General features: G+C 63.8%; 3 protein-coding genes. All 3 read right to left on the bottom strand.

All coding sequences use genetic code 11. The annotated features are described in order from the left end of the window. Positions 1-122 precede the first annotated feature (122 nt). Positions 123-908, bottom strand: coding sequence for a hypothetical protein (locus J3U87_RS04700; RefSeq protein ID WP_237381875.1), 786 nt, complete (start codon positions 906-908; stop codon positions 123-125). 221 nt (positions 909-1,129) lie between these two features. Further along, positions 1,130-12,163: an Ig-like domain-containing protein gene (locus J3U87_RS04695; RefSeq protein WP_237381874.1), complete on the bottom strand. Its 11,034-nt coding sequence runs from the start codon at positions 12,161-12,163 to the stop codon at positions 1,130-1,132. A 465-nt stretch (positions 12,164-12,628) separates the two neighbouring features. After that, complete coding sequence (locus tag J3U87_RS04690; protein ID WP_237381873.1) at positions 12,629-14,080, bottom strand: sensor histidine kinase; 1,452 nt, start codon at positions 14,078-14,080, stop codon at positions 12,629-12,631. Positions 14,081-14,082 lie beyond the last annotated feature (2 nt).

Here is a 14,082-nt window from a genome sequence, read left to right as displayed (position 1 = left end):
TCTCCCCCAAGCCGAACCGCTTCCAGGAACACCCGCCTCCCCCTCCCCCAAACGGCAAAAGCCCCCGCCGAGACGGGGGCATGCCAAACACATCGGGACCTTCCAGAAAAGCCTGCGTCGGATCACCGCTTCAAGGGCAAATCGGGATCGACCCGGAACACGTAGCCCGATTCCACCAATTCCAGGTCGTCGTCGCGCACCATCCCGATGTCGTGGGCGAAGTACTTGATCGACGTTTCACAGGGACCGTCCAACGGGCTCGTTTCCAGGAACTCCACCGCGTCGTCGAAGGTCATGTCGCCCACCTCGACGCTGCCGATATGCACGATTTCCGCACGGTCCTCGGCGGCATCGGGCGCGATCTCCTGGAAGAACCGCGCACCCATCATCGGTGTACCCGGCATGATGATACCCGCCACCGCACCGTCGACGCCGGCCCGCCAGGCACCTTCGTGACCGACGATCTCGCCGTCTTCGTAGAAGTCCACGTCCTCACCGAAGTAGTAGATATCGTTGGTTCGGCTGCAAATCGCGAAAAAGTTGCGCGAGACCTCGTACAACTCGCCGTCGATGAACTCGCGCTCCTCGATGACCCGGGTATGTACGCCGTCGACGACCACGATTTCATCGAGCACCGTCATTTCGAGGCGCACTTCCTCACCGTCGTCGTCACCTTCGAGCACCACTTGCCAGCCAGGCTCCATGATCCAATAGGGGTGTTTGATCTTGTTGGGCGGGTAACGATTGATCCAGACGCAATCGCCGCTGTTGAAACTCGCGGAAAAGACGCGGGTATCCGGTTCCTGATCGCATTCTTCCTCATCTTCCTGAGCACATAATGGAACGAAGAGGAACATCACCGTAGCGAGGACCAAAGCGAGGGGTTTCAGAGCTTTCAGTTCGAACATGGGTACCTCCATAGACGTTCGGTCAAGGCGATGCCCGCGCATGGAAGAGTTCCGATCCAGGGTGGAACCCATCGCGGGAAGTCGCCCTCGGCCTTTCACCTATTCACTTTGAAGCCCCAACATTGCGGTCAGATGAACATGCCGCCGAAACATGTCCCCATCATGAAATCCGGACGCAAAAAACCCCGGCACTTCGGGTACCGGGGTTTTTGCCGGAAGTATCAGGGGGTCGGTTCGGTACACCCGGCGCTGTGGGTGTAGTTTACGACGGTGTCCGTTCCCGAGGTACGCACGTCGATATCGGCGGCGTTGGTGGCCGGGTTTCGGGTGGCGTGATAACCCTCGACCGCGGCCGCGTTCGAGCCATTCACCGGCGAGAGGCTTTCCAGTTGATAAATGGAGTTGGTGCCCCGCTGCCGGGTCCGAATCGCCTGCAACCCGTTGGTATTGGTCGCGGTGTTGCCCCTCATGTCCAGGCAGAGCGTCGTGGTATCGGCGTTGGTGACCCCGCAATCAGCTTGGATGGCGTGCAGCCCGAAGGCGGCCGTCATCGCAACCGTGTTGTTGGTCACGGTCGCATTGAGGGTACAACTGCCGTCACGCGAGGCGATGAACATGGTACTCACCACATCGGCGCTGTTAAAGCTGACGTTGTTGTTATCGATCGTGGCGTTGTGCGTGCCCGCGCCGTTGGCGACGACGCGAATGGCTGGAGAACTCGTAGCACCACCCGTAACGACGACGACGTTGTTTCGCACGAAACCGGACAGCGAGCCTGTGACAGTGGAGGAATCGCCCAGGTTGCAGGTGATGCCCCCCCCGGTGTTGTTGACGTTGGTGTTGTTGAGGACGTCGTAGGTCACGTCCGCACTCTCATTGCTGGTAATCTGCACGAAATCGGTGTTGCCGGTGGCGGTGTGGCCGCTGACGGTAATGTCCATGGTGGACGATCCAAAGGCATCGGCCACGATGGCGCCGGAGAAGTTGTTGGTGATGGTGTTGCCGGTCAAGTTCAGCGTGGCGCTCGAGGTTCCGATGCTGCGGAACCTGAAGGCCGATTCGTTGGCGGAATTGGTGAGCGTATTGTTGTTGAGCGTCAAGCTCGTCAGGGCCGAAGTCCCATCGTTGTGGATGTACACCAGGAAGCGGTCGCTGTTGCGAATGGTATTGCCGTCCAGGTTGCAGGTACCCTTGAGGTCGGCGAAGCGCACCGCGTGCTCGTTGACGCCGTTACCCACGTCTTCCACGATCGAATTGGTCATGACGAAGTCGGTGACGTCGTTGCCGTTGATGCCGTACTGACCGCCGTTGTTGTCCACGTCCACGTTGGTGAGCGTGACGCCGGTGACTGTGCCGAAGTGGAGTGCGGCGTTGCAGTTGGCATTGCCGGTGCCATCGTTGCCACAGCCGCCGACGGCGTCCGTGGTGGCGTTGTTGGTGAACGTCATGTTGCTCAGCGTAATGTTCTGGGCCGTAAGGAATTCGGCGCCCCGACCGGCCTTGTTCTGAATGGTGCCGCCAGTGCCGTCGGTCGTGGCCGTGCCGGTCACGACGAAGCGACCCACGCCCGTGTTGTTGAGCGCGATTCCGGTGGCGCCGCCATTGGAGGAGATGTCGCGGACCACGATGCCGCCGGTCGATCCGTTGCCGCCGATGGTCGTGTTGCTGATATTGACGGCGGTGGCCGCACCGACGGTGACCGAGTTGGTTCCGCCGTTGATGCTGAGGGTGCCGCCACCGGTGGCTGTGACACCGATTCCGGTGGTCGTGTCCACGTCCAGGTTGCCGGTGAAGTTCATGCTGAACCCGGTGTTGGAGGTGGCGTTGATGCCGGTATTGGTGCCGGTGTTGAGGGTCACGGCCCCGCTGAAGGTGAGCGTGCCGCCGCTGTTGCTGCCGAGGTTGATGCCCTGACCGCCGCCGCTGCTGTTCAGGGTATTGCTGAAACTCAGGGTACCGGATTGGTTGTTGGTGATGTCGACCAACAAGCTTGCCGTGTTGGTCGTGACGGTTCCGGCGTAGGAGAAATCGGCCTGGCCGTTGTTGATATCGAACGCCGGTCCCGTCGCGCCGGAGATGTCGCTACCCGCACCGAGCAGCGAGATGTTGCCCGTATTGGAATCGGCGAACACGCCCGCGCCGGACGTGTTGTCCACATCGAGCCCGGTCAGGCTGACGGCCGCCGAGCTGCTGCGGATATCGATGCCGCCCGCGCCGCCGGTGGTGCCGTTGACGGTCACCGAGGTACTGGCGCCGAAGGTTCCCGCACCGGTGACCGTGTTCAGCGACACCCCTGGCGTGGCGCCGCTGCTGGACGAGGCGATGGTGGTGAAGGTCACGCCGCCCGCGCCGATACCCACGGTGTTCAACTGGATGGCCGAACCGGTGGTGGCGCCCACCGTGCCGGTCGTGACCGTGAAGGTACCCAGGTTGGAAATGTCGATGCCGTTGGCGCCGGTGGTGGTGACGTCGAGGTTGGCGAAATGCACGGTGGACGTGGCCGAAGTGGCAATGCTGAGCGGCAGGACCGTGAAGCCGAGCAGGTCGACGTTGCCGTTGAAGTTGGTCGTCGTTCCGGCGTTGCTGCCCAGCAGGATGCCGGTGCCCGCGCCGGTCAGGGTCCCGCCCGAGAAGGTGTGGGTGCCGCCGGTGGTGTTCTGGATGTCCACCAATCGGCCGCTGGCGTTGGCGATGGGGCCGGTGTAGTTGACCGAACCCGAGCCAGTGTTGACCAGGACCCCGGCGGTCGTGGTGCCCGCGATGTTCAGACCCGAGAAGGTGAAGGTCCCGGTGTTGTTGGACAGGTCGATGCCCGTGCTGGTGTTGTCGATGTCGGCGTTGTCGATGCCCACGGTGACGTCGGTATCGGTGATCTGGATGCCGCTGCCGTTGTCGATGTCCAGGGTGGTGGTGTTGATGTCTACCGAACCGCCGGTATCGACGTTGTTGATGTCGATCGCCAGGCCCGCATTGTTCTTGGTGATGGAACCGCCGAAGGTGACGGAGGCCGTGGAGCCGCCGCCCCCGCCGTCGACGTTGAGCGCCACGCCGGTGGGGTTGGTGATGGTGGTGTTGCTGAAACTGAAGGTACCCGTACCGCCCTGGATATCGATGCCCGAGCTGGTCGAGTTGCCGATGGTCGTGGTGGCGCTGACCGTGACGTCGCCGGCCACACCGGAGAGCTGGATACCGCTGCCGCCGGTATCGGACAGGGTGCCCGTACTCAGGGTCACGGTGCCACCGGTGGTGTCGGTCACCGTCAGGAGCCGGTTCGTGGTGTTGGTGATGCCGCCCTGGTAGGTCACGTCGGCGTCGCCGCGATTCACCGCGAAGGCGGTACCGGTGGTGCCGCTGATGCTGCCACCGTTGATCTGGACGGTACCGGCCACGTCTTCCAGGCTGATGCCGTTGTTGCCGCCGGTCGTCGTGACGCTGTCGAGGGTCATGGCCGCGGTCATCGGGTCCAGATCCACCGCCACGCTGGTCGCCACGATGGTCCCGCCCGCCGTGGTCAACAGGAATCCGCTGGTATCGGGGACGTACACGCCACTACCCAGGACGGTCAACCCGGTATTGTTCGTTTCGATGTCCAAATCCGTGAACGACAGGCTGCCGGTCACGTTGAGCAGGATCAGCCCGCCGCCGCCGACGCCGTCGCCGGTGGTGCCGATGCGGGTCGATCCGCCGGTGACCGCGACGAACGGCGTGGCGTCATCGGTATCGAAGGTGGCTTCGTTGATGATGATGCCTTCGTCGACGGTGTCCTGGTGCACGGTGTTGGAATCGAAGGAGTGCACGAAAACGGTGCCCGCGCCGCCGGTGCCGTCGAGCACGATGCCGGAGCCACCGGACGTGATATCGGTATTGTTGTCGAGGCTGACGCGCAAGTTTCCGGAACTCGTCAGCGAGGCGTTGAGCCCGTCACCGGTGGAACTGATGGTGTTGTTGCTCGCCGTCAGGGTCAGGTCGCCGGTGGCGTTGTTGACGATGCGAATGCCTTGGTTGGTCGCGCTGCCGACGGCGTTGTCGCTGAACGTGAAGCCCAACGCGCCGGTTGCGGCGACCACCTCGACCGCGTTGTCGCTGGTGTTGTTGACGGTCAGGCCGCGCACCGAGACGCCGTCCACGTCGTTGATGCGGATGGTGTCGTCGGTGGAGTTGGTGATCACCGGGTGCGTACCCGCGGTCCGCAACGTGGCGTTACCGCCGATTTCGGGGTGGCTCACTTCGAGCACCACACCCTCCCCGACGATCGCGGTGTTGGCCTGCGGCTCGAACAAACCGTCGATTTCGTTGCCTGGCGTGGTGCTGGTGCCGGTATGGATGAACAGGATGTGGCCCGCGGCGAAGGGTGCCGCGGTCAGGTCCTGGGCACTGTTGAACGGGTTCGACGACGTACCGGTCGGCGTGGGGTCGGTGTTGCTGTCGTCGAAGAACCAGATCATGTCCTGCATGGTGATGGTCACCGTGCCGGTATCGCTCATGCTGGGCACCCCGTCGTCGTTGACGGTGTAGGTGAAGGAATCGGTGGTGAAGCCGGCCGGTGGGCGATAGGCGAAGCTGCCGTCGGCGCGCATGTCGACCGAGCCGCCGTTCGTGGTGGTGATGGTTTCCACCGTGGCCGACAGGTTGTGGCCGTTGGGATCGGTGTCGCCGTCGAGCACGTCGGCCAGCGTCGATTCGAAGACCGCTTCGCCGGTGGGCGGCGCACCGATGTCACCGGCCGAGTTGACGTGGAACAGGGTGTTGCCGATGACGGTGTAGGCCTCGTCGTCAGCGACGGGCGGGTCGTTGAGGGGCGATACCGTGACCGTCACCGTCGCCGTATCGGTCGCGTTCCCCGCGCCACTGCCGTCGTCGATCGTGTACGTGAACGTCTCGGTTCCGGTGAAGCTCATGGCAGGCGCGTAGTCGATCGTCGTACCGCCGCCAGTGATCACCGCCGAGCCGCCATTGTTCGGGACGCCCACCGCCGTGATCGTCAAGGTTTCGCCCACGTCCGGCAGGATGGAGTCGTTGGCCAGCACCATGAAGGTGGTGGCGGCGCTGTTTTCGTCCACGGTTTCGCTGTCGTTCATCGCATCGGGCGGATCGTTGGTATTGGTCACGGTCACGGTGACCGTCGCCGTATCCGTCGCGTTCCCCGCGCCACTGCCGTCGTCGATCGTGTACGTGAAGGTTTCGGTTCCGAAGAAGTTCGGGGCCGGTGTGTAGTCGATCGTCGTTCCGCCACCGCTGATCACCGCCGTACCGCCGTTGCTCGTTGCGCCCACTCCCGTGATCGTCAGCGTTTCGCCCGTGTCCGGAAGAATGCTGTCGTTGGTCAACACGCTCAGGGGCCCGGTCAGGCTGTCCTCGGCCACCATGAAGCCGTCGTCCATCGCGTTGGGCGGATCGTTGGTGCCCGTCACCGTCACCGTCACCGTCGCCGTGTCCGTCGCGTTCCCCGCGCCGCTGCCGTCGTCGATCGTGTACGTGAAGATTTCGGTTCCGAAGAAGTTCGCCGCCGGTGTGTAGTCGATCGTCGTCCCGCCGCCGCTGATCACCGCCGTGCCGCCGTTGTTCGTCGCACCCACCGCCGTGATCGTCAGCGTTTCGCCCGTGTCCGGCGCGAAGCTGTCGTTCGTCAGCACGCTGAACGTCTGTGTCGTCGCGTCTTCCGCCACCGTTTCGCCGTCGTCCACCGCATCCGGTGGATCGTTTTCGGCCGTCACGGTAACCGTCACCGTCGCCGTATCCGTCGCGTTCCCCGCGCCGCTGCCGTCGTCGATCGTGTACGTGAACGTCTCGGTTCCATTGAAGTTCGCCGCCGGTGTGTAGTCGATCGTCGTGCCACCGCCGCTGATCACCGCCGTGCCGCCGTTGTTCGTCGCACCCACCGCCGTGATCGTCAGCGTTTCGCCCGTGTCCGGCGCGAAGCTGTCGTTCGTCAACACGCTGAACGTCTGCGTCGTCGCGTCTTCCGCCACCGTTTCCGCGTCGTCCACCGCGTCGGGCGGATCGTTTTCGGCCGTCACGGTAACCGTCACCGTCGCCGTATCCGTCGCGTTCCCCGCGCCACTGCCGTCGTCGATCGTGTACGTGAACGTCTCGGTTCCGTTGAAGTCCGCCGCCGGCGTGTAGTCGATCGTCGTGCCACCGCCGCTGATCACCGCCGTGCCGCCGTTGTCCGTCGCGCCCACCGCCGTGATCGTCAGCGTTTCGCCCGTGTCCGGCGCGAAGCTGTCGTTCGTCAGCACGCTGAACGTCTGCGTCGTCGCGTCTTCCGCCACCGTTTCCGCGTCGTCCACCGCGTCGGGCGGATCGTTTTCGGCCGTCACGGTGACCGTCACCGTCGCCGTGTCCGTCGCGTTCCCTGCGCCGCTGCCGTCGTCGATCGTGTACGTGAACGTCTCGGTTCCGTTGAAGTCCGCCGCCGGCGTGTAATCGATCGTCGTGCCACCGCCGCTGATCACCGCCGTGCCGCCGTTGTCCGTGGCACCCACCGCCGTGATCGTCAAGGTCTCACCGGTATCGGGGGCGAAGCTGTCGTTCGTCAACACACTGAACGTCTGCGTCGTCGCGTCTTCCGCCACCGTCTCGGCATCGTCCACCGCATCCGGCGGATCGTTTTCGGCCGTCACGGTGACCGTCACCGTCGCCGTATCCGTCGCGTTGGGCGCTCCGCTGCCGTCGTCCACCGTGTAGGTGAACGTCTCGGTTCCGTTGAAGTCCGCCGCCGGCGTGTAGTCGATCGTCGTCCCGCCGCCGCTGATCACCGCCGTGCCGCCGTTGTTCGTCGCACCCACCGCCGTGATCGTCAGCGTTTCGCCCATGTCCGGCGCGGTGGTGTCGTTGGCCAACACGGTGAAGGTCTGGGTCGTGGCGTCTTCCGCCACCGTTTCGGCATCGTCCACCGCGTCGGGTGGATCGTTGTCGCCGGAAACCATCACGGTGACGGTCGCCGTGTCCGTGGCGTTGGGCGCACCGCTGCCGTCGTCGATCGTGTATGTGAAGGTTTCCGTACCGGCGAAATTGGCCGCCGGCGTGTAGTCGATCATGGTGCCGCCACCGCTGATCACCGCCGTACCGCCATTGTCCGTCGCGCCCACCGCCGTGATCGTCAGCGTCTCACCCGTGTCCGGCGCAAAGGAGTCGTTGGCCAACACATCGAGCGCATTGGCGGAAGAATCCTCGGCCACGGCGGGCGTATCGTCCACCGCGACGGGCGGATCGTTGGTATTGGTTACCGTCATGGTCACCGTGGCGGTCGCGGTCGCGTTGGGCGCTCCGCTGCCGTCGTCGATCGTGTACGTGAACGTCTCGGTCCCGAAGAAATCGGCCGCCGGCGTGTAGTTGATGGAGGTGCCGCCACCGGCGATCGTGGCCGTGCCGCCGTTGTTGGTCGCACCTACCGCGGTGATGGTCAGCGTTTCGCCCGTGTCGGGCGCGATGTCGTCGTTGGCCAGCACGTCGATGTTGTTGTCGGCACTGTCTTCGTCCACCGCCCCCGGTGTATCGTCGACCGCGACCGGCGGGTCGTTTTCGCCAGTGACCGTCACGGTCACCGTCGCCGTGTCGGTGGCGTTCGCCGCACCGCTGCCGTCGTCCACGGTATAGGTGAAGGTTTCCGTTCCGAAGAAGTCCGCCGCCGGCGTGTAGTCGATCGTCGTGCCGCCGCCACTGATCACCGCCGTGCCGCCGTTATCGGTCGCGCCGACGGCCGTGATCGTCAGGGTCTCGCCCACATCGGGCGCGGTCGTGTCGTTGGCCAGCACCGTGAAGGTGGTCGTGGTGCTGTCCTCGGCCACCGTTTCGGCGTCGTCCACCGCATCGGGTGGGATGTTCAGCGGCGTGACCGTGATCGTGACGGTGGCGGTATCGGTCGCGTTGGCCGCACCACTGCCGTCGTCGATCGTGTAAGTAAAGGTTTCCGTGCCCACGAAGCTCGTTTCGGGCGTGTAATCGATGCGCGTTCCGCCGGCCGCGATCACGGCCGAACCGCCGTTGTCGGGCGTGCCGACGGCCGTGATGGTCAGCGTTTCACCCGTGTCGGGCGCGATGTCGTCGTTGGCCAACACATCGATCGGGTAATCCGTGCCCGCTTCCAGCACCGTTTCGGCATCGTCGTTGGCTGTAGGTGGATCGTTGACCGGATCGACGGTGACCAGCACCACCGCCGAGCGGCGCAGGCCGGCCTCGTTCTCGATGGTGTAACTGAAGAGATCGCTGCCGTTGAAATCGGCCGGCGGCGTATAGGTCACGGTCTGGTCGGGATTGAGCGTCGTGGCGCCCGTGATGGCCTGGGTCACCTCGGTCACGGTCAGCGTGGCACCGCCCTCGGGATCGCTGTCGTTTGCCAGAATGTCGATCGGCGTGCTGCTGTCCTCGTCCACGTTGGGGTTGTCGTCCACCGCGTTGGGAGGATCGATGCGCGGAATGATGAACACGCTGACGGTCGCGGTGAGCGGAGAGCCGCCGCGGCTGCCGGCCAGGGTGTAGGAGAACAGGTCGTCCACCGTGCTGCCGTCGCCGTCACCGTCGAAATTGGGGTCGGGCGTGTAGGTTACGGTGGTGTTGCCCGCGTTGATGATCACCGAACCGTTGGTCGGTTGCGTCACCGATTGAATGGAAAGCGGGCCGCCTCCGTCACCGTCGTTGGCCAGGACGAACACCTCGATGGGCGTGTCCTCGGGGGTGGTGGCGCTGTCGTCGATGGCCACATCGGCTTCGCCCGGGCCCACCACGTCGACCGACACCAGCACCGTATCGCCCAGGTTCCCCGGATCGCGCACGGTATAGGCGAACTGGTCCAGGCCCTCGAAGCCCGAATCCGGCGTGTAGGTCACCGTATCGTCGGGATTGACCACGACGCTCCCGTTCACGCCGTCGGTGGCGAACACCACTTCCAGCGCATCGCCGTCGGGGTCGCGGTCATTGGCCAACACGTCGATGCTGACCGCGGTATCGGCTTCGGTTTGCGCGATGTCGGGCGAGGCCACCGGCGCGCTGTTCTTGGCCACGACCGTCATGTTGATGTTGGCCGAGGCCGTGTTGCCCACCTGATCGGACACCGTGTAGGTGAAGGTTTCCACGCCGGTGAAGGTTTCGAACGGCTGGTAGAGAATCGCGTCGGGTTGGGTCGCGGTCCCCGCCGGATCGATGATCAGGCTGGCGCTACCCTCCGCCGGTTGCGAGGTCGAGACCAGGAACAGCGGCCCGTTGTCGCCGGGGAAAAGGCCGTCCAGCGGACGAATCACCACCGGTTCGCCTTCTTCCGTTTCCACGTCGATATCCACCGCGATCGGTTCGGCCTGATCGGCATTGACCGCGATCGAGACCGTGGCGGTGGCCGGCGCACCGGAGCCGTCCTCGATGGTGTAGGTGAAGCTGTCGTTGCCGACGAAGGCCGGATTTGGCGTGTAGGTCACCGAGGTGCCGTCGAACACCGTGGTCCCGTTGGTGCCGTTGCCCGCCCCCGTCACCGTCAGCGTATCGCCCGTGTCGGGATCGCTGTCGTTGTTCAGCACCGAGACGGTGACGTCGGTGTCTTCCACCGTCGCCGCGTTGTCGTCGCCGGCGGTGGGCGGATCGTTGACGGGATCGACCGTGACGGTGACCGTCGCCGTGTCGGTCAGGCCCTCTTCGTCGCGAATCGTGTAAGTGAAACTGTCGACGCCGTTGAAATCCGCATTCGGCGTGTAGTTGACCGTTTGGTCGGGATTGACCGCGCTGCTGCCGTTGGCCGGCAGGGTCACGTCCAGAACCAGCAGGCTGTCTCCGTTGCCAGCGTCCAGCTTGATGTCGTTGGACAGGACGTCGATGTCGAGGCCGTTGTCCTCGTTGGTGTTGGCCGCGTCATCCACCGCCTGGGGCTGATCGTTGACCGGGGACACGGTGACCGTGATGGCGGCCGACGACATGTTGCCGGTACTGTCCTGAATCGTGTAATTGAAGGTATCGTCGCCGTTGAAATTCAGGTCCGGTACGTAGCGCACCATGTTGGCGACGATGGAGGCGGTGCCGTTGGCACCGTTGTCGACGGAAATCACGGTGAGGGTGTCACCCGCGTCGGGGTCGACGTCGTTGGCGGTCACGTCGATGTCGACCTGCACTTCCTCCGGGGTGGTGGCGTTGTCGGCCACCGCGGTCGGCGGATCCGGCACCGGATCGACGGTCACCGTGACCGTCGCGGTGGCGGTCAGTCCCAAATCGTCGGCGAGGCGGTAGACGAAGGTATCGACGCCCGCGAAATCGGCGTCGGGCGTGTAGGTGACGGTGCCGTCGGCCTCGGCGACCGCGTTCCCGTTGGAGGCTTGGGTCTCGATGCCGTCCAGCGTCACGTTGGCGCCGGGCGCACCGCCGTCGCCGTCGTCGTCATTGGCCAGCACGGCGATGTTGACCGTGTCGTCTTCGTCCACCGTGGCCGTATCGTCCACGCCGTTGGGCGCCAGGTTTTCCAGCTCGCCCACATCCAGGCGCAGGAACAGGTTGCCATTGATGTCGCAGGCATAGACCGCCCCCAGATCGGCGGATGGATCGTCCTGATCGGTGTCGCCCAGCGGATCGATACCGATCGCGGGCACCCCGGCCCAATCGTCCAGGTTCCCGTCCAAAATGATGGCGATGCCCGGACCCATCAGGAGCATGGCCAGAAAAATCATCAAGGCGCCCCCCCCGGGTCCGAGTCGTTTGCGGCGGCGCAACAGGTACAGCGCGAGCAGGGTGAAGAGGCCGATGTACAGGATCAGCATCCACTCGCCGAGGGTGGGAATCGGCGCCGCGAATTGGTAGATGATGGCATTGCCGGCGCCACTGCCGTCCGTGGTGCGCAGCACGTCGAAATCGCCGCCGAAGGATCGGCTCTGGTAAACCAAACGCGCTTCGGTGGTGATGCCCATGTACACGGCGGGAACCATCGCCTCGATCACGTCGGTGCCGCTGGCTCCCTGATCGCCGGCCACCGGCCAGGATCCGCTGCTGACGACGCGCGGGGCGCCAAAGGTGCCGCTGACTTCGCAGGTCTGCACGGTCACCTCGGTGACGGAGGCGGGCGTCACGTCGGAGCGTACGGTGACGGTCGCGATCAGCTCGATACCCTCCACCACGACACCGTCGGCCATGGTGTACTGACAACCGGTTTCGGGGTTGTTGTCGTTGTCGATGCCCACTTCGAAACTGTGGCTCACTTGGGCCTGGACAAAGGCACTCGAACCGAAAAACAACCAAAACATCGTGGTCACGGGGAGACGTGACAGCCGTTCTGAAAATAACACCGAAACACTCCTGCTCGCCGATCGGCCCTCACAACGACGGAGCAAGCGCACCAAGCTTGGGAAATCTTCAGGTTCACATGAATGAATACCTGTAAATTAACTCGAGTGGCTCGTCTCGGTTCGTCAGCCGCGTTTGCGAAATATCAAAATGACATGGGGAGGGTAGGACTGGATAAGGAAAATTTGCTCCTCAGTTTAGAACCCGCCCGAGGGCCTGTCAAACGCTTCTTTACGGGGAATTGGGATATTGACGGGAAGGCCGAAGCTCTTGGCCACTCCCTGAAAATCACAATTTTCCCGCGCTTCTAATCGATCACAAAGACGTATCACGATCGCGTTCGTGAAGACAATTTTCTTGCCTGCCACACAGATAACTCGAAAAGAAACATTTACACGGACACCGCCGCGATTTTTCGATCTCGACCTTCAGATACCGGCGCACTTTCCGCGATGGGATTCACTCATTTATTTAAGGGATGAAACCCGTGATTCGAACGATGCGACTTTTTCGGGATGGGGCAACCACAGGGTCGCCTCCGTGACCGGCGGCGTCATCTCGGTCGCGACCTCGCTCGGCATGTCGGCTCGATGGTTCCAGCTTCGCAACCGCAGTCCCCCACCGTGCGCCTTGGCGATCCGCTCACAGAGGCTGAGCCCCAGCCCGAAACCCGGAACCTCGTGTTTGGTCGGTACGCGGTAGAACGGCTGGGCGATGTGGTCCAGTTGCTCGGCATCGAGGTAGGACCCGCTATTGCGAACCACCAGTTCGCAGCGATTCTGGCCGGAGAACCGCGCGGCCACCTCGATGACGCCATCCGACGGACCGAATTTGAGGGCGTTGTCCAGCAGGTTCCACAGCGCCGTTTGCAACAGGCCCGCATCCCCCATGAGCGACAGGCCCCGCAAGGGCTCGTCGATCCGCCACCGAAGGCGCCGTCCTCCGACCAGCGGTGCGATCCATTCTTCCAGCTTGGCGAAAAGATCTTCGAGGGCGATCAGCTCCGAACCGACAGCCACCTGGCCCGCATCGAATCGCGCCAGTTCCAAGAGCTTTTTGACGATCGCGGCAATGCGATCGGTTTCCTCGATGGCGCGCGCCAGGGTTTCGCGATACTCCTCGGGTGGACGATCGCGCAGTAACGTGACTTCCAGGTCGGAACGCAAGCGCGCCAAGGGCGTCTGCAGCTCGTGGGACGCGTCGTAGGAGAAGCGTTGCAGCGCGTCGAAGGCCACTTCCAACCGCGCCAGCAGGTCGTTGAAACTGTCGGCCAGATGCTCCAACTCGTCACCGGTGCGGGGAGAAGACACCCGATTTCTCAAGCCGGTGGGCGCCAGTCCCTCCACTTCGCCGATCAGGTCGATCAGCGGCGCGGTCGCGCGGCGCAGGAGCACCCACAACAGGGACACACCGGCCAGCAGCACCAGCGGGGTGCCGATCAACAGCAACTCGCGCATTCGGTGAAGCGGATCGGTGACCCATCGCCAGGAGCGGCCCAGCAGAATTTGGTCGCCGCTTTCGGAGTGGCGCAGCAGGTAGACCCGCAGTTTCCGATCGTCGACTGTCACGCTTTGGGGATGATCGGAGGGCGCCAGGCGGGCGAGCTCCGGCAAATCCATGTCCGTCTCCGGAATCTGGGCGATCGCGTGCCGCTGTCCGTCGACCACGATCGCCAGACCGATGCGTTCGCGATGGGCCAGACGTCGCAGCGGTGAGATCCAATCACCTCCATCGCGCTGGGTGTGCAGCGCGTGGCGTACGTGCTCGGCGGCCCGCTGCAGATCGTCGTCCAGCGACCAGATCAGGGTTTGCGCCCATAGTTGGTAGAGTAAAACCGCAAAGAGCACGAGACCCAGCGATAGCCCCATGCCGACCTTCAGGGTCAAGCGCCGAATGAGCAGACGGCCGCGATTGGACATGG

It is taken from the genome of Sulfidibacter corallicola (assembly GCF_017498545.1).
GTDB lineage: Bacteria > Acidobacteriota > Holophagae > Acanthopleuribacterales > Acanthopleuribacteraceae > Sulfidibacter > Sulfidibacter corallicola.
The sequence above is the reverse complement of the archived record's forward strand: the minus strand, read 5'-3'. Positions and strand labels throughout refer to the sequence as shown.

Excerpts from the sequence above, each read along its gene's own strand:
- J3U87_RS04690 (WP_237381873.1), bottom strand. The coding sequence starts at position 14,080 with ATGTCCAATCGCGGCCGTCTGCTCATTCGGCGCTTGACCCTGAAGGTC.
- J3U87_RS04700 (WP_237381875.1), bottom strand. The coding sequence starts at position 908 with ATGTTCGAACTGAAAGCTCTGAAACCCCTCGCTTTGGTCCTCGCTACG.